The sequence below is a fragment of the Mycolicibacterium sp. SMGY-1XX genome, from assembly GCF_059132455.1.
Genome location: NZ_CP101139.1, coordinates 300,882 through 320,067, shown reverse-complemented (window position 1 = coordinate 320,067; position 19,186 = coordinate 300,882). Strand labels below are relative to the sequence as shown.

Sequence of the window (19,186 nt, the reverse complement as noted above, 5' to 3'; positions counted from 1 at the left end):
TGTTAGTCGCGGATCTCGCTGTCGTCGAACACAACCCGGCCGATCAGTTCGTAGCGCCTGGGGTCGCGCAGCTTGAAGTACAACGCGAGTACCGCTCCGAGTACGAACACACCGACCACGATCCATGGTGTCAGCTTGAACAGCAGTGTGCCCGACGCGGCGCCGGCGGCGGCGTCCTTGTGCTCCCACAGCAGGTACACCACATAGAGCATGCCGATACCACCGAGCAGCGGCGCCAGGAACGTCTTGAACCAGTGCGCGCTGGATGGATGGTTCTTGTGGAAGTGGAAGTAGGCGATCACGGCGAATGCGCACAGCGACTGCACGATCAGGATCGCCATGGTGCCCAGGATCGCCAGCAGCGTGTACATGTGCACATACGGATCCATTCCGGCGAAGTAGAACGCCAGGATCAGCACCAGTGTGATGCCGGTCTGCACGAACGACGCGATGTAGGGCGAACCGTGCGAGTGGTGGGTGGCACCCAGGGTCTTCTGCAGCCCCGTGGACAGGCCTTCCCGGCCCAGGGCGTACAGGTAGCGCGAGGCGCAGTTGTGGAATGCCATGCCGCACGCGAAGGATCCGGTCACCAGCAGGATGTTGAACAGCGTGATGGCCCACTCCCCGTAGGTGCTGCGCACCGGGTTGAAGAAGATGTCACCGGCGGTGGCCGGGTCCTGTGCCAGCTCCACCGACTGCTGCGGTCCGGTGCCGGCGATGGCCATCCAGGACACGAAGACGTAGAAGATGCCCACCCCGAGGACGGCGATCATGGTGGCGCGCGGGATGATTCGTTTCGGATCCTTGGATTCCTCGCCGTACATCGCCGTGGACTCGAAGCCGACCCACGACCAGAACGCGAAGAACAACCCCAGGCCCGCGCTGGCGCCGGCGATGGCGGCCGGGGTGAAGGCACCGATCGGGTTCAGCGTTTCGGCGACCGCGAAGCCGTCCGGGCCGCCACCGCGGAACAGCACGGCCAGTGCGCCCAGGGACAGCATGATGATCTCGGTGATGAGGAAGACGCCGAGCACCTTGGCGGTGAGGTTGACGTCGAAGTAGGTGAGGATGCAGTTGAGCGCCAGCATGAGCAACGCCGGGATGAGCCAGTGGACGGTGATCCCGAACTGGGATGCGAACAGGTTCTGGAAGAAGTAGGCGAAGATGCCGATCAGCGAGCCCTCGAAGACGATGTAGGCCATCGTGATGATGAGGCCGCTGGCCATCCCCATGATGCGGCCGAGCCCGTGGGAGATGTATCCGTAGAAGGCGCCGGTGGCGGTGATGTGCTTGGCCATGGTGGCGTAGCCGATCGCGAACAGGCCGAGCACGATCGTGGCGACCAGGTAGCCGGCCGGTGCGTGGGATCCGTTGCCGAAACCGACTGCGATCGGCACGTTACCGACCATCGCGGTGATGGGAGCGGCCGTCGCCACTGCCATGAAGATGACGCCAAAGGTACCGACGGCGTTGCGTTTCAGCCGTTGCACCCCGCCGCCGGTGTTTTCGTCGCGTGACAACACTCGATCGGTCATCGTTGGGAATACCTTCCAGATGAGGCAGTGAAGCGTCCGGTGGTGTGGTCCAGCCCACAGTGAACTCGGTTATATTGGCACTACCAAATACCGAGCGCAAGCGGTTCCGCCACATAATTCTTCGATTCGGGCCGACTTTTTAGACCATTGACATAAATGGTCGGCCCATTTAACGTTCTCGGCGACACGGCCAGACGAACACGCAGGGAGACTCGTGTACGACTACGGCACCTTCTCGTTCGAGTCCAAGGCACAGGTTCTGGAGCGGGCGAAGACATTCTGGAACCCGGACAAGACCCAGTTCTGGACCGACACCGGGGTTGACCTGGTGATCGACCGCCGCGAAGGTTACTTCCTCTGGGACATGGGCGGTCGACGGCTGATCGACATGCACCTCAACGGCGGTACCTACAACCTCGGGCACCGCAATCCCGAAGTGATGCAAGCACTTTCCGATGGCATGAAGTACTTCGACGTCGGCAACCACCACTTCCCGTCCGTCGCGCGGACCGCCCTGGCCCAGAAGCTCGTCGAGTCCGCGCCCGCGTCCATCACCAAGGTCGCCTTCGGCTCCGGCGGCGGTGAAGCCATCGACATCGCACTCAAGAGCGCCCGCCACGCCATGCAGCGCCGCAAGATCGTCTCGATCGTCAAGGCTTATCACGGTCACACCGGGCTGGCGGTGGCCACCGGCGACGACCGGTTCGCCAAACTGTTCCTCGCCGACCGCCCGGACGAGTTCGTACAGGTCCCCTTCGGCGACCTCGACGCCATGGAGCAGGCACTACGCGGCCGCGATGTCGCCGCGGTGATCATGGAGACCATTCCCGCCACCTACGGATTCCCTTTGCCCCCACCGGGTTACCTGGAAACGGTCAAAGACCTCTGTGTCCGCTACGACGCCCTCTACATCGCCGACGAGGTGCAGACCGGCCTGATGCGCACCGGCGAGATGTGGGCGATCACCAAACACGGTATCGAACCCGACATCATCGTCACCGGCAAGGGACTGTCCGGCGGCATGTATCCGATCACCGCGGCCATGCTCAGCGAGCGCGCCGCGCAATGGCTCAACCAGGACGGGTTCGGCCACATCTCCACCTTCGGTGGCGCCGAACTCGGATGTGTCGCGGCCATCAAGACTCTCGAGATCAGCAGCAGGCCCGAGGTCAGGTCGTCGGTGCACTACATCGCCGACCTCTTCGCCGGCGGCCTGGCCCGGATCCAGGCCGATTACCCGGACTGGTTCATCGGCATCCGGCAGAACGGTGTGGTGATCGGCTTGGAGTTCGACCATCCCGAGGGCGCCAAGTTCGTGATGCGCGAACTCTACGAGCGGGGTGTGTGGGCGATCTTCTCCACGCTGGATCCCCGTGTGTTGCAGTTCAAACCGGGGCTGCTGCTGGATCGCGAACTGTGCGAGGACGTATTGGACCGCCTCGAGGTGGCCGTCGGCCAGGCGCGGCGGGCCGCGATGGGACGGAGGTCAGCGTGAACGACTTCGCTGCGGTGGGTCAGCTGCTGGAACGTGCCCGGTGGGCCGCCGCCGCCTTCGCCGACTACGACGCCCCCGCGGTTGCGGCTGTGGTGACCGCGGTGGCCGACGCCGCCTACCACGAGGCGGAACGCTTCGCCGCGGCCGCCGTCGCCGAAACCGGCATGGGAGTGGTGGCCGACAAGATCGTGAAGAACCGGGCCTGCTCACGCGGGATCGTGGAGCATTACCGCGACGACGACTTCGTCACGCCCCGTATCGACGCCACCCGCAAGATCGTCGAGATCCCGCGGCCCGCGGGTGTGGTGCTGGCGCTGACACCCACCACCAACCCGGTGGCCACCGTGTATTTCAAGGTGATCCTGGCGCTGATGACCCGGAACGCCGTGGTGGTCGCCCCGCATCCACGGGCACGGCAGTGCTCGGTGGATGCCGCCCGGGTTCTCGCCGAGGCGGCCAGCGCTGCCGGGGCGCCGGACGGCATCATCCAGGTGATCGACGAGCCGTCCATCCCGCTGGTCGAGGCGTTGATGGCGGACAGGCGCACCGACGTCATCGTGGCCACCGGGGGTGATGCGGTGGTGCGGGCGGCGTATTCGTCGGGCAATCCGGCCCTCGGGGTGGGGCCCGGCAATGTGCCGGTGTTCGTCGACGCCAGCGCCGACATCGACGCCGCTGCCCGGCGCATCGTGGACAGCAAGGCCTTCGACAATTCGGTGCTGTGCACCAACGAGTCGGTGCTCATCGCCGAGGAATCCGTTGCCGCCAAGCTGAGTTCGGCGATGAACCGCAACGGCGCCGCCATCCTCGATGACGAGGCCGCCCGGCGGCTGCGGCACTACATGTTCCCCGGCGGCGCGCTCAACACCGATGTGGTGGGACGCGACGCCGCCTGGATCGCTGAGCAGGCCGGTATCCGGGTCACCGCCAAGACGCGGGTGCTGGTGGCCCCGTTCACCGACGTGCTCGCCGAGGAAGTGCTGACCCACGAGAAGCTCTCACCGGTTCTCGGGATGACCACGGTGGCCGATGCCGACCGCGGAATCCGCGCGGCCCGTGCGGTCATCCGCATCGGTGGGGCGGGCCACTCCGCGGCCATCCACAGTGAGAATGCCCGTGTCATCACCGATTTCGCCGCCCGGGTTCCGGTGCTGAGGGTGTCGGTCAACGTGGGGAACAGCACCGGCAGCTCGGGCCTGGAGACCAACCTGGCTCCGTCGATGACACTCGGGACCGGGTTCGTCGGTCGCAGCTCCATCGGGGAGAACCTGCAGCCCGGGCATCTGGTCAACTGGACACGCGTCGCCTACAACGCCGATGCCGGGGTGACCATGCCGAACTTCGCCGGTGTCTCGCCATGGCGCGCGCCGTCGGGCCCGGTGCCGGCCTATCCGCGTGCGTCCAACGACGTGGGCGAGGCTGGCCCACCCACATCAGGCTCGCGGCCGGCCGTCCGGTCCGGCGACCCCGGCATCGAGGCGCTGCGCGCGGAGTTGCGCGCGTTGGTCGTCGAAGAACTCGCCCAACTGATCAAGAGGTGATCCGTGGCTGAACTGCGTTCGTTCATCTTCATCGATCGGCTTCAGCCGCAGACGATGTCGTATCTGGGCACCTGGATCAAAGGCGCCCTTCCCCGAGCTGATGTGGCCGCCCAGATCATCGAGGTGGCGCCCGGATTGGACATCGAGGGCATCACCGACGTGGCGCTCAAGCACGCCGAGGTCAAAGCCGGCGTGCTGGTGGTGGAGCGGCAGTTCGGGTATCTGGAGTTCCACGGCGAGACGGGTGCGGTCAAGGCCTCGGCCGATGCCGCGCTCGACGAGTTGGGCGGTGACGCCGGCTCGGCGCTGCCGCCGAGCATCCTGGCCTCGCGAATCATCTCGAGCATCGATCAGCAGCATGCATTCCTGATCAACCGCAACAAGATCGGGTCGATGGTGCTGGCCGGTGAATCGCTGTACGTGCTCGAGGTGGCACCGGCGTCGTATGCGATCCTGGCCACCAACGAGGCCGAGAAGGCCGCCGACATCAAGGTCGTCGACTTCCGCATGATCGGCGCCACCGGCCGGGTTTACCTGTCGGGCACCGAGGCCGACGTCCGCCAGGCCGCGGGTGCCGCCGAGGACGCGCTGCGGCGGAGCCTCGGATGATCGACCGCGACCAGCTTCGCCTCCTCGTTCGCGAGGTGGTCCGTGAGGCCGTCAGAGACCTGAAGCCGACCGCACCCGCGGCGCCCGCACCTGCGCCACCAAAGCCTGCCCCGGCCGCTACCGTCGTCCCCACCGGCCCGCTGGCCGCGGACGAGAAGTCGCGCACCGACACCGTCCGGATCGCCACCGATGCCGACCTCGACGGTTTCGTACGAAAACTGTTGCAGTTGTTCGAGAACCCGAAGACCCGGGCCGACGTGCGGCAGGGGCGGCTGAAGTTCCGGCTCGCCGCCACCCGGCCGGGCGCCGGTGGCAGCACCCACCGCATCGACCGGGGCGCCGTCACCGAGCGCCACATCGCCGAGCTCGGCGGCACCGGCGCCACGCTGGTGCTCGGCCCCAGGGCCGTGCTCACCCCGCTGGCTCGCGAACGGGCCCGAGCCCTCGGCATCACCGTCCAGAAGGAGCGCACATGATCACCGGCACGGTCACCGGCCACGTCTGGTCCACCCGCTGCGTCGACGGGATGCCCGCCGGGGCGCTGCTCGAGGTCGAGGTGGACGGCAGCGGATCCCGGCTGATCGCGTTCGACGTACTCGGCAGCGGTGTCGGCGAGCACGTCCTGGTCACCCAGGGTTCGGTGGCGGCCGGCTGGTTCGCCGGCAGTCCCCCACCCATCGACGCTCTGATCATCGGCTCGATCGACCCCGATACCACCGGATAGCAGTTCGACACTCGAAAGAAGGAGAAACATCATGGCCAGCAATGCGATCGGGATGATCGAGACCAAGGGTTACGTCGCCGCACTCGCAGCGGCCGACGCGATGGTCAAGGCCGCGAACGTGACCATCACAGACCGTCAGCAGGTGGGCGACGGGCTGGTCGCCGTCATCGTCACCGGTGAGGTGGGAGCGGTCAAAGCCGCCACCGAGGCCGGCGCCGAAACCGCCTCCCAGGTCGGTGAACTCGTGAGCGTGCACGTCATTCCGCGCCCGCACAACGAACTCGGCGCACACTTCTCCGTGTCCACCCAGTAGCCGCGCCGATGGCCGTGACCGACCAGCACACCGCCACCGGTACCCGCACCGACATCCGGGTCTACCTACCGGTGGAAGACCTGCAACCACAGTTCGCCGCATATCTGGGCACCCCCACCCGGGCGCGCGGCTATCCTCCGTACGCCGGCGAACACGCGCTGATCGTGGAAGTGTCACCCGCGTTGGCGATCGAACGTGTCATCGATCTGGCGCTGCGCGAGGTGCCCGGCGTTCAGCCCGGAATCCTCTATGTGGAACGCCAATTCGGTGTCCTGGAGATCCACTCCGCCGAGCTCGCCGAGATCCGGCGGGCCGGCGAAGCCATCCTGGCGGGCACGGGCAACTCCGCAACCGATCAACTGCGGCCACGGGTTCTCTACCACGACATCATCGAAGACATCACCGATCAGCATGCGGTGATCCTGAACCGGAACAGGCAGGCCTCGATGGTGTTACCCGGCGAGTCATTGCTGGTCTACGAGATGACTCCGGCGCTGTTCGCCGCGGTCGCCGCCAATGAGGCCGAGCGGGCCGCACCGGGACTCAACCTCGTCGACGTCCAGATGATCGGGGCCGCAGGCCGGCTCTACATCGGTGGCAGCACCGCCGACGTCACCACAGCGCGGGACCGCATCACCGCCGTCCTGGCCGGTATCGAAGGCCGCGACCACTGATGGCGGGGGCCGACTTCATCGGCGACGATCTGGTGGTCGCCGAACACGCGCTGCGGAACTACGACCTGCCGCCCGCGTCAAAGCTGCAGCTGCTCAACCTCTCCGAGAACGCCACCTACGCGGTGGAGGACGCTGAGACCGGCGTGCGCTCGATTCTGCGGGTGCACCGGCAGAACTACCATCGTCGCCACGAGATCGAATCGGAACTGGACTGGCTGGCAGCCCTCGGCCGGGACAGCGACGTCACGGTGCCCACGGTACTGCCGACGCGCGACGGCCAACGGGTGGTGACCGTCGACCATGACGGCACCGAGCGCCATGTGGTGCACTTCGCCATGGTTCCCGGTGCCGAGCCGGACCCCGAAACCCTGACCGTGGACGACTTCCACACCTTGGGCCGGATCACCGCAGCCCTGCACGATCACGCCCGGAGGTGGACCCGCCCTCCGTCCTTCGGGCGGTTCTCCTGGGATTGGGCGCACTGCCTGGGTGACGAGCCCCGTTGGGGCCGTTGGCAGGACGCGGTGGGAGTGGGTCCGGGAGAGGCGGCGGTGCTGCAGCAGGCCCAAGAGCTGCTGCACCACCGGCTGTCCGAGTACGGCACCGGCGCCGACACCTTCGGCCTGGTGCACGCCGACCTGCGGTTGGCGAACCTGCTCGTCGACGACGACACCACTGACAGCGCCGGATCTCCTTCGACGGTCACCGTCATCGACTTCGATGACTGCGGGTTCGGTTGGTATTTCTATGATTTCGGCACCGCCGTGTCGTTCATGGAGGACGACCCGGCGCTGCCCGAGTGGCAGGACGCCTGGACAGCGGGATACCGCACCAGACTGCCGCTGGCGGCCGAGCACGAGGACATGCTGCCCTCATTCGTCCTGCTGCGCCGACTTCTCCTGCTCGCGTGGATGGGATCACACAGTCACAGCCGGGAATCCCAGGCCATGTCGGTCACCTATGCAGCGGGCAGTTGCGGGCTGGCCGAGCGTTACCTCACCCACAACGGCCGTCGACTGGCCTGACACGTTGAAAGGCACGCAGATGTTTGCATCACTTCACGGCCGCTCGGCCATCGTCACAGGTGGGAGCAAGGGGATCGGCCGCGGCATCGCCGAGACCTTCGCCCGCGCCGGTGTCAACGTCGTCATCACCGGCCGTAATCAGTCCGATATCGACTCTGCCACAGACGCATTGGCGAGCGCACCCGGCACGGTCACCGGCGTGGCCGCCGACGTGTCCGACCCGGCTGACTGCCGCCGGGTGGTGGCCACGGCGGTCGAACGCAACGGCGGGCTCGACATCGTGTGCGCCAACGCGGGCATCTTCCCGTCGGGCCGCCTGGAAGATCTGACCCCTGACGACATCGAGCAGGTGATGTCGGTCAACTTCAAGGGCACGGTGTTCATGGTGCAGGCGGCGCTGTCGGCCCTGGCCGCCAGCGGGCACGGCCGGGTGATCATCACCTCCTCGATCACCGGGCCCATCACCGGATACCCGGGCTGGTCGCACTACGGGGCCAGCAAGGCCGCGCAGCTGGGATTCCTGCGTACGGCCGCGATGGAGCTCGCTCCGAAGAAGATCACCGTGAACGCGGTGTTGCCCGGCAACATCATCACCGAAGGCCTCATCGACATGGGCGAGGAGTACATGAACCGGATGGCGGCCTCGGTGCCGGCGGGCCGGCTCGGCAGTGTGTCCGACATCGGCAACGCCGCACTGTTCTTCGCCACCGACGAGTCGGCCTACATCACCGGGCAGTCGCTCGTGGTCGACGGCGGGCAGATCCTGCCCGAGTCGGCCGAAGCTATCGCGGACATGTAGCGGGGTGCGTATATTTGGTATGACCAATTGACGAGGGGGATCAGGTGCCATCGCGAGTCGAGGAGTTGAGGCGCCAGATCGTCGCCGACGTCAACGCCGGCACCCCCGGCACCAAACTCGGTAGTGAGCGAGAGCTCGCGCAACGGTACGCCACCAGTCGGTCCACGCTGCGCCAAGTCCTGGCGGCGCTCGAGGAGGCCGGTCTGGTGGAGCGGGTGATCGGCCGCGCCGGAGGCATTTTCATCAGCCATGTGCAGGTGCAGCGCAGCCTCACGGATGTCGTGGGCGTACCCGCATTCCTGGCCAACCAGGGGTACGTGGCCGGCACCCGTGTGCTGTCGACCAAGATCGCGGTCCCCGACCGCCCCACCCAGCAGGCGTTACGGCTGGGCGCAGGCGAGTTCGTCGTCGAGATCCAGCGGGTGCGGTTGGCCGACGGCTCGCCGATCTCGTTGGAGCGGGCCCAGTTTCCCGCCGACAGGTTCCCCGGACTGCTCGAGCAGCAACTCGGCGGCTCCATCTACGAAGTCCTCGAGTCGCAGTACGGCCTGGTCACCTCCCGCGCGGACGAACGCATCGAAGCGGTCAACGCCACTCCGGAGGAAGCCACCCTGCTGGGCATCAAGAAGCGTTCGGCACTGCTGCTGATCACGCGGACGGCCTACGACCAGGACGGCGCTCCGTGCGAGTTCTCCCATGACCTGTTCCGCGGTGACCGCACCCGACTGGCTGTCACCGTCAACGGCCGCGGCATCGGTGTGCCCGCTGCCGATATCGCCTCGGTGACGCTGCAGAGCCGCACCAAAGCCAGTTGAAACCTTGACCTCAACTGAGGTTCATGTTGCAGCCTGGGGCACATGGATGACCAGCAAGGGTTCTTCTCGATCATCGACTACGCCGTCGACGGCGAGCGCAGCCAGCAAGAGCTGATCGACGCGTTCGCCGATATCCAGCAGCGCTGGGTGTGCTTCTACCCCGGGTACCGCGGGGCCCGGCTGTTCGCGAGTGTCGACGGCCGACGGGTCTACAACCTCGTGCAGTGGGCCAGCCGGGCCGATTTCGAGCATTTCGAGAAGGTCTCGGACACCGCGGGTCGCGTCGCGGCCATCGAGGCCGCCGTGGCCGGCGTCTCCGGCACCGCGGTGCCCCAGATGACGGGGCCCCCGCGATTCACCCTCGCCCGCGTCATCCATCCCGCCACTGACACCAAGGAGGACGATCATGCGCCAGATCCGCTCTGATCTGTGGGAGACCCGCGTCGACAGCCCGTTTCCCGGACTCACCACCCACGCCTACCTGTGGACCGCAGGGGCCGCGGGTACCTCCGGTGCCGACAACGTGCTGTTCTACTCCCCTGCCACCGAGGCCGATTTCGACGAGCTGGACCGGCTCGGCGGGGTACGCCACCAGTACCTGTCCCACCAGGACGAAGCCGGGCCCACACTGGCCCGCATCAAGCAGCGATTCGACGCCCGATTGCACGCGCCGGCAGCCGAACTCGACAGCATCGGCTCACACGCGCACGTCGACGTGCCGCTGGAGGGCCGGCATGTCGACAGCAACGGCATCGAGGTGATCCCCACCCCCGGCCACACCGTGGGCAGCACCTGCTATCTGGTCACCTTCGACGACGGTGCGCGTGGCCTGTTCACCGGGGACACGCTGTTCCGCGGCGCCGACGGCAGGTGGGCGGCCGGCTACATTCCGCCGATCAGCGACGCGACCACCCTGACCCGCAGCCTCGAGCTGTTGCGCACACTGTCGCCTGACGTGGTGATCTCGAGCGCCTTCCCCAGCGACACCGCTGTGCACGTTCTCGACGGCCGGTCCTGGGCAGCCTGCGTCGACGAAGCCCTCGACGGATTGCGCGCGGCCGTATAACTCCCGTTTGCCAGATCGAGACGAATATTCCCCCGCGATGGGAATATCGGCGATGCCGCGCGCCAGCCACCATGATTACCGTCGCGGCAACAGAGCAGATTCTGCCAATCGACGCTCAATTCCTGCCAACGGAAATGGAACCGCCAGGACAGGTGGTTTGAACCACCAGACGAAGAACGAAAGAGGTTGACCATGAAGAAGTTTGGATTTGCCGCACTGGCGACGGGCGCGGTCGCTGCGGGCTTCGTAGGCCTGGCGGCGCCGGCGATGGCAGCCCCCACCGGGGCGGGCAGCGCCCAGGAAACCATCGAGTCGCTGCAAGCCGAGGGCTACGACGTCATCGTCAACCGCCTCAGCGCCACACCGCTGGACCAAGCGAACGTGGTGTCGTTGGGCCGGGGTCAGAGTTTCAGCGACTCCGGTACCGGCAACCAGGGCGACAAACTGTACGGACCCGTCGCCCTCACCACGGTCTACGTCAACGTGCGCTGAGCGCACCACGAGCCAGGGGCACCCCTTTCCCCCGAGGGGTGCCCCTTTTCGTGTTCACGGTGTGCGGTGTGACCGAGTCTGCGGACGACGCTAGATTGCGGGCATGACCCGCTCCGCCGGCGCGGGGCGGTTCGCCCCCAGCCCGTCGGCCGATCTGCACATCGGCAACCTCCGCACCGCCGCGCTGGCCTGGCTGTTCGCCCGGTCCACCGGCCGCCGGTTCCTGGTCCGCGTCGAGGATCTCGACGACCGCACCTTTCCCGAGATCGCGGCGCGGCAGGTCGCGGATCTGGCCGCGATCGGCATCACCTGGGACGAGAACCCGGAGTACCAGACCGCGCACGAGAACCGCTACGACCGCGTCATCGAAGAACTGCAGCAGCGCGGCTTGGTCTATGAATGTTATTGCAGCAGAAAAGAAATCCAACAGGCGCCACGGGCGCCGCACGCCCCCGAGGGTGCCTACCCGGGCACCTGCCGGCACCTGACCGACGCGCAGCGTGCCGAGAAACGTGCCGGGTCCCGGCCACCGGCGCTGCGGTTGCGGTCGGACACCTACAGCTACACCGTCACCGACCTGCTCCACGGCAGCTACACCGGCGTCGTGGACGACCTGGTGCTACGCCGCGGCGACGGGGTCACCGCCTACAACCTGGCCGTCGTCGTCGACGATGCCGCCCAGGGCATCGACCAGGTGGTCCGCGGTGACGACCTGCTCCCCTCGTCGCCGCGGCAGGCCTACCTCGGGATGCTGCTGGGCTACCCGAGCCCGGTGTACGCGCACGTCCCCCTGGCGCTCAACACCGACGGCAAGCGCCTGGCCAAACGTGACGGCGCGGTGACACTCGCCCAGATCGGCGTGGATGCCGCGCTGGCGCAGATCGCGGAGTCCTTGGACTATCGCGCGGTGACGCTGGACGGGATGCTCGACGAGTTCGACCCGGCCCATCTGCCGCGGAAGCCTTGGATTTATCAGCCCAGCTGAAGAAAACCCTTTGTGGGCCGCGGTGGAGTTGGTAGTTTCCGCCGATGTTCGGATACTTCCGGCGGGCGCTGCTTGCCGTCTTCCTCGTCGCCGCGGTGGTCCTCGGCGCGGCCGGCTGCAGCTCATCGGACGACACCAGTGACGAGCCGATCAAGGCCGCCGGCGTGCTGCGCGTCGGCACCGAAGGCGTCTACTCACCCTTCAGCTATCACGACCCCGCCACCGGCGAACTCGTCGGCTACGACGTCGACGTCGCCAAGGCCGTCGGCGAGAAGCTGGGCGTGCCGGTCGAATTCGTCGAGACCCCGTGGGATTCGATGTTCGCCGCGCTGGAGGCCAACCGCTTCGACATCGTCGCCAATCAGGTGACCATCAATCCCGAACGTCAGGGCAAGTACGACCTGTCCCAGCCGTATACCGTCGGTGAGGGCGTCATCGTGACGCGGGCCGACGACAACTCGATCAAGTCGCTGGCCGACATCAGGGGCAAGACCGCCGCCGAGAACGCCACCAGCAACTGGTCGGAGGTCGCCCGCAACGCCGGCGCCAACGTCGAGGCCGTCGAAGGCTTCACCCAGGCCATCACCCTGCTCAACCAGGGCCGCGTCGACGTCGTCATCAACGACAGCATCGCCGTGTACGCCTACCTCGCCGAAACGGGCGACAAGTCCGTGAAGATCGCCGGCACCGTCGGCGAGAAGAGCGAACAGGGCTTCGCCGCCCGCAAGGACAGCGGCTACCTCCCGGAACTCAACAACGCACTGAGCGAACTGCGCGCCGACGGCACCCTGTCGGAGATCTCGCAGCGCTACCTCAAGGCCGACGCCACGGGGGCACCCGCGACCACCCCGATCCGGACGGCCGGGGTGTTACGGGTCGGCACCGAGGGCACGTATTCGCCATTCAGCTACCACGATCCGGCGACCGGTGAACTCACCGGATACGACGTCGACGTCGCCAGGGCCGTCGGAGAGAAACTGGGCGTCCCCGTGCAGTTCGTCGAGACCCCATGGGACTCGATCTTCGCCGCGCTGGAGGCCAACCGCTTCGACATCGTGGCCAACGAGGTGACCATCAACCCGGAACGGCAGGCGAAATACGACCTGTCGTCGCCGTATTCGATCGGCGAGGGGGTGATCGTCACCCGAGCCGATGACGACTCGATCACCTCGCTGGACGATCTCAAGGGCAAGACCACCGCCCAGTCGATCACCAGCAACTGGGCGCAGGTCGCGCGGGACGCCGGCGCGACCGTCGAAGGCGTCGAGGGTTTCGCCCAGGCGATCACCCTGCTCAACCAAGGCCGCGTTGATGCCACCGTCAACGACAGCATCGCCGTGTACGCCTACCTCGCCGAGACCGGGGACACGTCGGTCAAGATCGCCGCACAGACCGGGGAAAAGAGCGAGCAGGGTTTCGCCGCCCGCAAGGACAGTGGGTTCCTGCCGGAACTGAACGGGGCGCTCGACGAACTGCGGGCCGACGGCAAGCTCACCGAGATCTCGCAGAAATACCTGAAGGCCGACGCGACTGGTACCCAGGGCACCCCGCAGGCGGCCGAGGGCGAGAACCCGCCGCAGGTCCGCTCGGCATTGCAGCTGGTACTCGACAACCTGTGGCCGCTGGCCAAGGCGGCCCTGACGATGACGATCCCGCTGACGATCATCAGCTTCGCCATCGGCCTGGTCATCGCACTGGCGGTGGCGCTGGCCCGGCTGTCGCCGAACGTGATCCTGACCAATGTCGCGCGGTTCTACATCTCGATCATCCGGGGCACACCGCTGCTGGTGCAGCTGTTCATCGTGTTCTACGCGCTCCCCGAGTTCGGGGTGAAGATCGACCCGTTCCCGGCGGCGGTCATCGCCTTCTCGTTGAACGTCGGTGGTTACGCGGCGGAGATCATCCGCTCGGCGATCCAGAGCATCCCCAAGGGTCAGTGGGAGGCCGCCGAGACCATCGGCTTCAACTACGTGGGCGCACTGCGACGGATCATCTTGCCGCAGGCGTCGCGGGTGGCGGTGCCGCCGCTGTCGAACACCCTGATCTCGCTGGTCAAAGACACCTCGCTGGCCTCGACCATCCTGGTCACCGAGCTGCTGCGGCAGGCGCAGATCATCGCCGCGCCGACATTCGAGTTCTTCGCCCTGTACGGCACCGCCGCGATCTACTACTGGGTGATCTGCCTGGTGTTGTCGTTCGGCCAGAGTCGGTTGGAACGCCGGCTGGAAAGGTATGTGGTCCGATGACTTCTTCAGAAGAAGTGGAATACCGAGTCGTCGCCCAAGGCGTGGAGAAGGCGTTCGGCGACAACAAGGTGCTCAAAGGTGTGAGTTTCGAGGTGCCCGCAGGCACCGCCACGGCGATCATCGGCCCGTCGGGATCCGGGAAGACGACGTTGTTGCGCACGCTGAATGCGCTCGACCGCGCCGACGCCGGCGTCATCCGCGTGGACGACGTCGAGATCGACTTCGCCACGCCGACACCGAAACCCGAGATCCGCAAGTTCCAGTCGCGCAGCGGGTTCGTGTTCCAGTCGCACAACCTTTTCCCGCACAAGACGGTGCTGCAGAACATCATCGAGGGACCGGTGATCGTGCAGAAACGGCCCAAGGACGAGGCGGTCGCCGAGGCTCTCGAACTGCTGTCTCAGGTCGGGCTCGCCGAGAAGAAGGACCAGTACCCGTATCAGCTCTCCGGTGGTCAGCAGCAGCGCGTCGGTATCGCCCGGGCCCTGGCACTCAAACCCAAGCTGGTGCTCTTCGATGAGCCCACCTCGGCGCTGGACCCCGAACTCGTCGGCGAGGTGCTCTCGGTCATCAAGGACCTGGCCGTCGAGGGCTGGACGCTGGTGGTCGTCACCCACGAGATCCAGTTCGCCCGTCAGGTTTCCAGCCAGGTGCTGTTCACCGACCGCGGCGTGATCCTGGAGAAGGGCCCGCCCGAAGCGGTGATCGGCGACCCGAAAGAGGAGCGGACGCGGCAGTTCCTGCAGCGAATCCTCAACCCCCTCTAAAGGCCGACCGAGCGTGTCTGTACGCCCCGGCGCGGCGTGTCGCGTACAAAGACGTGCGCTCGCGCCATAGAAGATGGCCTGCATGCCAGCGGCCAGAGAAGCAGATGTCATCATCGTCGGTGCCGGCCTTTCCGGAATGATCGCCGCACGGACGCTGCTGGCCGCAGGTCTGCGGCCCCTGGTGCTCGAGGCCGACGACCGGGTAGGGGGACGCATCCTCACCGAGGAGGTACTGCCCGGTGTGCCGGTCGAGATCGGCGCGCAATGGATCGGTGACACCCATCAGCGGATGTTCGCCCTGGCCGCCGAACTCGGCGTCGAGACCTACCCGCAGTACGACCAAGGGGAGACGTCCTACGAATTCGGGGGCACCGGGGTACTGCGGGAACACGAGTTCCACACCCGGTTCGCCGACGAACTCGCCGAACTGGAGAAGGTGCTGCGACGGCTCGACGAGCTTGCCGCCGAGGTACCCGTGCAGGCACCGTGGGAGGCGCCCCGAGCGCTGGAGTGGGATACCATCACCGCCGGCTATTGGTATGACAGCCAAGGCCTTTCACCGGTGGCGCGCACTCTGGTCGAGATCTGCACCGTCGGCATCCTGGCTGTACCGACCGCCGAAGTGTCGTTCCTGCATCTCCTGTTCACCATCCAGACCTGCGGCGTGACCTCGGAGCTGTTCGCCGAATCCGAAGGCGGCGCGCAGACCACCCGATTCGTCGGTGGTACCGGTGAGATACCAAAGCGGTTGGCGGCGTTGATCTCCGAGCACATCGTGCTTCAAGCGCCGGTGCAGCTGATCGAACACAGCGCCACCGAGGTCACGGTGACCTGCCGTGGTGGGCAGGTGGTGCGGGGTCGCCGGGTCATAGTCGCCATCTCGCCGACGCTGGCGGGGCGCATCATGTATGACCCGCCGATGCCCGGCGTGCGGGATCAGCTGACCCAGCGGATGCCCAACGGTTCGGCGATGAAGGCGTTCTTCGTCTACAGCGAACCCTTCTGGCGCGCAGATGGTTTCAACGGACAACTGATCTCCGACATCGGACCGGCCCGGATGTCGAACGACACCTGCATCCCCGGCGACGACCACGGCGTGATCCTGATGTTCCTCGAAGGCGACGAGGCCCGCAGGTACGGCCAGCTGCCGCAGGCGCAGCGCCGCCAACTGCTGACCGACGAGCTGGTGCGCCACTACGGAACTGCGGCAGCACATCCCGACGCCTACGTCGACGGGGAATGGTCGGACCGGCAGTGGACGCGGGGCTGTTACAACGCCAACCACGGTCCGCACGTGTGGACCACCTACGGCTCGGCGCTGTCCACACCCATCGGGGCGATCCACTGGGCCTCCACCGATACCGCGACCTTCTGGAGTGCTTACATGGAGGGCGCGGTGGACGCCGGCGAACGGGCCGCCGCCGAGGTCATCGACGCGCTGGGCTAGTCAAACCTCGACCGTGGACTAGATGGTGATTCGCTGCGTGGACAGGCCGCGCAGGGTCAGGTTCGGCTTGTACTCGGCGGGTCCGGCCAACTCGGCATCGGGGAACCGCGCCGTCACCATCGTCAGCGCCAACTGCGCCTCCAGCCGGGCCAGCGGCGCACCGAGGCAGAAGTGCGCGCCGTGGCCGAAGGCCAGGTGTTTGATGGAGGCACGGTGCGGGTCGAATACATCGGGGTCGACGAACGCCGACGGATCCCGTTGCGCCGCGGCCAGAAGCAGCATCGCGGTATCCCCCTTGGGCACCGTCGTGCCATTGATGTCGAGGTCCTCGGCTGCGATGCGGCCCACCAACTGCACCGGCGGGTCGTAGCGCAGCGTCTCCTCGATCACGGCGGAGGCATGGGTGGGGTCGGAGGCCAACGAGGCCCAGTGCCGCGGCTCCCGCAGCATCGCCAGGATGGCGTTGGCGATCAGATTGACCGTGGTTTCGTGACCGGCGATCAACAGCAGGTTGCACGTGGCCACGATCTCGTCCTCGGTGAGCTGATCACCGTCCTCCTCGGCGGCGATCAGCCGCGACATCAGGTCCTCGCCCGGGTCAGCCCGCCGCCGCGCGATCAGTTCGCGCAGGTACTGCCGCAGCCACAGACCCGCCTGGAGGCGTTCGTCCATGTCGTCCGGCACTTCGCCGGTGAAGGTGATGAAGGGATCCAGAGACCGCGCCAACAACGCTGAGGCGTGCGAGAATTCGGGCTCGTCCTCCAACGGCACCCCGAGCAGCCGGCAGATCACGGCCACCGGCAGGGGATACGCCAGGTCGGTGATCACGTCGAATTCGCCTGCGGCCGCCACCTTGTCGAGTAGGGCATCGACCAGTACGGCGATCTCGGTTTCCATCGCCTTGACCACTTTCGGCGCGAACGCCTTCTGCGCCAGTTTGCGCAGCCGGGTGTGATCCGGCGGGTCGAGGAACAGGAAGCCCGGCGGCCCGAACGGCCGGGCCGGCTCACCGTTGGCGATGGCCTGCTGAGCGACGGTCGACTTGAGCCGGTCGCTGGCCGAGTCCGGGTGGCGCAGCACATCGAAGCAGTCGTCGTACCCGGAGAACACCACGAGGTTGATATCGGGCAGCAGCAGCGGACCGCGGTCACGGATCTCTCCGTAGAGCGGGTAGGGATCGGCGCGATTACCCGGATCGAGCAGTCGCAGCAGCAGCTCCTGGGATTCGGCGAGTGCACCATCCATGGTCTTATTGTGCACGCGTTGAAGATGGTGCTGGTCAGCGCTGCGCCGAGATCAACGCGACGGCGCGTTCTTGGCCCCGTAATAGCGACCCAGCACGTGTTCGCGCAGTTCGGTGAACCGGCCGTCGCTGATCGAGCCCCGGATCTGATCGACGAGACGGATGATGAACCGCTCGTTGTGGATGGTGGCCAGCGTCGAGGCCAGCATCTCCTTGGCCTTGAACAGGTGATGCAGGTAGGCCCGGGTGTAGTGGCCGCAGGTGTAGCAGTCGCACTCGGCGTCGAGCGGGGTGAAATCGCGTTTGTAGCGGGCGCCGGTGATGTTGTACCGGCCGGTGGCCGAGTAGATGGCCGCGTTGCGCGCCACCCGCGACGGCGACACGCAGTCGAAGGTGTCAGCACCCGCCTCGACCGCGGAGAACAGATCGTCGGGCTCGCTGATGCCCAACAGGTGCCGCGGCTTGTCCTCGGGCAGCTCGTCGGTCACCCAGCCGACGATGGTGGCCAGGTTCTGTTTCTCCAGCGCCCCGCCGATGCCGTAGCCGTCGAAGCCGCGCCCGTCGGAATCCCTGAGCCCCACCAGGCCGCGGGTGGCCTGCCGGCGCAGGTCTTCGTACTGGGCGCCCTGCACCACCCCGAACAACGCCTGATACGGCTTGGTGTGCCGCTCCTCGGTGAGGCGCCGGTGCTCGGCCAGGCAGCGGATGGCCCACTGATGGGTGCGCTCGACCGACGATTCCTGGTAGCTGCGGGTGTTGACCAGGGTGGTGAGCTCATCGAACCCGAAGATGATGTCGGCGCCCAGTTGATGCTGGATCTGCATCGACACTTCGGGGGTGAAACGGTGCGTCGATCCGTCGAGGTGCGAGGTGAACGTCACACCGTCGTCGTCCACCCGGGCCAGGCGGTCCTTGCCCTCGGCGATGATGTCGTCGGCCTGGACGCGGGTGGTGTCCATGGCCAGCACCTTGCGGAAACCCGACCCCAGCGACAGCACCTGGAAACCGCCGCTGTCGGTGAACGTCGGGCCGTCCCAGTTCATGAAAGCGCCGAGACCGCCGGCCTCGTCGACCACATCGGGCCCCGGTTGCAGGTACAGATGATAGGCGTTGGCCAGAACTGCCTGCGCACCAAGCGATTTCATGGTCTCCGGCAACACCGCTTTGACCGTGGCCTTGGTACCCACCGCGACGAACGCGGGGGTGTGGATGTCCCCGTGGGGGGTGTGGATCACACCCGTGCGTCCACGTTCACCGGGTAGGACATCGTGTACCGAGAAGAAGCCGTCCGTCACAGCAGGTATTCAACACTGGGGACGCGCCGGGCGACGAGGCGGCGAGGCACGAGCCGGGCGACGAGGCGGCGAGTCCAGATGCACGAACCCCGGACGGAACCGCATCGCCTCGTTA

The 19,186-nt window shown here is 66.6% G+C and carries 20 protein-coding genes and 1 pseudogene; 18 read left to right on the top strand and 3 right to left on the bottom strand.

Annotated features, from left to right (window positions below; translation table 11 throughout):
* Positions 1-2 precede the first annotated feature (2 nt).
* Positions 3-1,535 carry an APC family permease gene (locus NL241_RS01490; protein WP_487693780.1) on the bottom strand — a complete coding sequence of 511 codons (1,533 nt, stop codon included), beginning with the start codon at positions 1,533-1,535 and terminating at the stop codon, positions 3-5.
* Positions 1,536-1,749: 214 nt separating this feature from the next.
* Between NL241_RS01490 and NL241_RS01485 the strand changes: the two genes are divergently transcribed.
* The 18 genes and pseudogenes from NL241_RS01485 to NL241_RS01400 all read left to right on the top strand — a co-directional run bounded on the left by NL241_RS01485 (position 1,750) and on the right by NL241_RS01400 (position 16,533).
* Positions 1,750-3,030: a class-III pyridoxal-phosphate-dependent aminotransferase gene (locus tag NL241_RS01485; RefSeq protein WP_494396579.1), complete on the top strand. Its 1,281-nt coding sequence runs from the start codon at positions 1,750-1,752 to the stop codon at positions 3,028-3,030.
* Complete coding sequence (locus NL241_RS01480; protein WP_494396578.1) at positions 3,027-4,571, top strand: aldehyde dehydrogenase family protein; 1,545 nt, start codon at positions 3,027-3,029, stop codon at positions 4,569-4,571. The genes NL241_RS01485 and NL241_RS01480 overlap by 4 nt, the downstream gene beginning before the upstream one ends.
* 3 nt (positions 4,572-4,574) lie before the next feature.
* Positions 4,575-5,180, top strand: a complete 606-nt coding sequence (locus NL241_RS01475) for a BMC domain-containing protein (RefSeq protein ID WP_487693776.1) — start codon at positions 4,575-4,577, stop codon at positions 5,178-5,180.
* The gene (locus NL241_RS01470; RefSeq protein WP_487693775.1) at positions 5,177-5,656 is read left to right on the top strand and encodes a hypothetical protein; all 480 of its coding nucleotides are present in this window, start codon (positions 5,177-5,179) and stop codon (positions 5,654-5,656) included. The genes NL241_RS01475 and NL241_RS01470 overlap by 4 nt, the downstream gene beginning before the upstream one ends.
* A complete protein-coding gene (locus tag NL241_RS01465) occupies positions 5,653-5,904 on the top strand; it encodes a EutN/CcmL family microcompartment protein (protein ID WP_487693774.1) in 252 nt (83 codons plus the stop codon). The genes NL241_RS01470 and NL241_RS01465 overlap by 4 nt, the downstream gene beginning before the upstream one ends.
* A 31-nt stretch (positions 5,905-5,935) precedes the next feature.
* Positions 5,936-6,217, top strand: a complete 282-nt coding sequence (locus NL241_RS01460) for a BMC domain-containing protein (protein ID WP_487693773.1) — start codon at positions 5,936-5,938, stop codon at positions 6,215-6,217.
* A gap of 8 nt (positions 6,218-6,225) precedes the next feature.
* Entirely contained in the window at positions 6,226-6,891 is a 666-nt protein-coding gene (locus NL241_RS01455) for a microcompartment protein (RefSeq protein ID WP_487693771.1), read from the top strand.
* Positions 6,891-7,916, top strand: a complete 1,026-nt coding sequence (locus NL241_RS01450) for a phosphotransferase enzyme family protein (RefSeq protein WP_494396577.1) — start codon at positions 6,891-6,893, stop codon at positions 7,914-7,916. Before NL241_RS01455 ends, NL241_RS01450 begins: the two co-directional genes overlap by 1 nt.
* A 19-nt stretch (positions 7,917-7,935) precedes the next feature.
* Positions 7,936-8,715, top strand: a complete 780-nt coding sequence (gene fabG, locus NL241_RS01445) for a 3-oxoacyl-ACP reductase FabG (protein ID WP_487693769.1) — start codon at positions 7,936-7,938, stop codon at positions 8,713-8,715.
* 44 nt (positions 8,716-8,759) lie between these two features.
* Entirely contained in the window at positions 8,760-9,530 is a 771-nt protein-coding gene (locus NL241_RS01440; protein ID WP_487693768.1) for a GntR family transcriptional regulator, read from the top strand.
* A gap of 42 nt (positions 9,531-9,572) precedes the next feature.
* Positions 9,573-9,956: an ABM domain-containing protein gene (locus NL241_RS01435; RefSeq protein ID WP_494396576.1), complete on the top strand. Its 384-nt coding sequence runs from the start codon at positions 9,573-9,575 to the stop codon at positions 9,954-9,956.
* Positions 9,937-10,596: an MBL fold metallo-hydrolase gene (locus NL241_RS01430; RefSeq protein WP_487693765.1), complete on the top strand. Its 660-nt coding sequence runs from the start codon at positions 9,937-9,939 to the stop codon at positions 10,594-10,596. The genes NL241_RS01435 and NL241_RS01430 overlap by 20 nt, the downstream gene beginning before the upstream one ends.
* A 192-nt stretch (positions 10,597-10,788) precedes the next feature.
* Complete coding sequence (locus NL241_RS01425) at positions 10,789-11,088, top strand: hypothetical protein (protein WP_487693764.1); 300 nt, start codon at positions 10,789-10,791, stop codon at positions 11,086-11,088.
* A gap of 103 nt (positions 11,089-11,191) precedes the next feature.
* Complete coding sequence (gluQRS, locus tag NL241_RS01420) at positions 11,192-12,073, top strand: tRNA glutamyl-Q(34) synthetase GluQRS (protein ID WP_494396575.1); 882 nt, start codon at positions 11,192-11,194, stop codon at positions 12,071-12,073.
* Between the two features lie 44 nt (positions 12,074-12,117).
* Positions 12,118-12,879 (top strand): annotated as a pseudogene (locus tag NL241_RS01415) (amino acid ABC transporter substrate-binding protein); the annotation flags it as partial.
* Complete coding sequence (locus NL241_RS01410) at positions 12,871-14,319, top strand: ABC transporter permease subunit (RefSeq protein ID WP_487693963.1); 1,449 nt, start codon at positions 12,871-12,873, stop codon at positions 14,317-14,319. The pseudogene NL241_RS01415 and the gene NL241_RS01410, both read left to right, overlap by 9 nt.
* Positions 14,316-15,086: an amino acid ABC transporter ATP-binding protein gene (locus tag NL241_RS01405; protein WP_487693762.1), complete on the top strand. Its 771-nt coding sequence runs from the start codon at positions 14,316-14,318 to the stop codon at positions 15,084-15,086. Before NL241_RS01410 ends, NL241_RS01405 begins: the two co-directional genes overlap by 4 nt.
* Before the next feature lie 82 nt (positions 15,087-15,168).
* Positions 15,169-16,533: a flavin monoamine oxidase family protein gene (locus NL241_RS01400; RefSeq protein WP_494396574.1), complete on the top strand. Its 1,365-nt coding sequence runs from the start codon at positions 15,169-15,171 to the stop codon at positions 16,531-16,533.
* 18 nt (positions 16,534-16,551) lie between these two features.
* On the opposite strand, the gene NL241_RS01395 is transcribed toward NL241_RS01400, so the two are convergent.
* Positions 16,552-17,778 carry a cytochrome P450 gene (locus NL241_RS01395; RefSeq protein ID WP_494396573.1) on the bottom strand — a complete coding sequence of 409 codons (1,227 nt, stop codon included), beginning with the start codon at positions 17,776-17,778 and terminating at the stop codon, positions 16,552-16,554.
* A gap of 51 nt (positions 17,779-17,829) precedes the next feature.
* A complete protein-coding gene (gene tgt / locus NL241_RS01390) occupies positions 17,830-19,071 on the bottom strand; it encodes a tRNA guanosine(34) transglycosylase Tgt (protein WP_487693759.1) in 1,242 nt (413 codons plus the stop codon).
* Positions 19,072-19,186: the final 115 nt, after the last annotated feature.

Bases quoted from the DNA above. Each gene is read 5' to 3' on its own strand.
- NL241_RS01490 (WP_487693780.1), bottom strand. From the start codon at position 1,535: ATGACCGATCGAGTGTTGTCACGCGACGAAAACACCGGCGGCGGGGTG.
- NL241_RS01470 (WP_487693775.1), top strand. From the start codon at position 5,177: ATGATCGACCGCGACCAGCTTCGCCTCCTCGTTCGCGAGGTGGTCCGT.
- NL241_RS01465 (WP_487693774.1), top strand. From the start codon at position 5,653: ATGATCACCGGCACGGTCACCGGCCACGTCTGGTCCACCCGCTGCGTC.
- NL241_RS01460 (WP_487693773.1), top strand. From the start codon at position 5,936: ATGGCCAGCAATGCGATCGGGATGATCGAGACCAAGGGTTACGTCGCC.
- NL241_RS01455 (WP_487693771.1), top strand. From the start codon at position 6,226: ATGGCCGTGACCGACCAGCACACCGCCACCGGTACCCGCACCGACATC.
- NL241_RS01450 (WP_494396577.1), top strand. From the start codon at position 6,891: ATGGCGGGGGCCGACTTCATCGGCGACGATCTGGTGGTCGCCGAACAC.
- fabG (WP_487693769.1), top strand. From the start codon at position 7,936: ATGTTTGCATCACTTCACGGCCGCTCGGCCATCGTCACAGGTGGGAGC.
- NL241_RS01435 (WP_494396576.1), top strand. From the start codon at position 9,573: ATGGATGACCAGCAAGGGTTCTTCTCGATCATCGACTACGCCGTCGAC.
- NL241_RS01430 (WP_487693765.1), top strand. From the start codon at position 9,937: ATGCGCCAGATCCGCTCTGATCTGTGGGAGACCCGCGTCGACAGCCCG.
- NL241_RS01425 (WP_487693764.1), top strand. From the start codon at position 10,789: ATGAAGAAGTTTGGATTTGCCGCACTGGCGACGGGCGCGGTCGCTGCG.
- gluQRS (WP_494396575.1), top strand. From the start codon at position 11,192: ATGACCCGCTCCGCCGGCGCGGGGCGGTTCGCCCCCAGCCCGTCGGCC.
- NL241_RS01405 (WP_487693762.1), top strand. From the start codon at position 14,316: ATGACTTCTTCAGAAGAAGTGGAATACCGAGTCGTCGCCCAAGGCGTG.
- NL241_RS01400 (WP_494396574.1), top strand. From the start codon at position 15,169: ATGCCAGCGGCCAGAGAAGCAGATGTCATCATCGTCGGTGCCGGCCTT.
- NL241_RS01395 (WP_494396573.1), bottom strand. From the start codon at position 17,778: ATGGATGGTGCACTCGCCGAATCCCAGGAGCTGCTGCTGCGACTGCTC.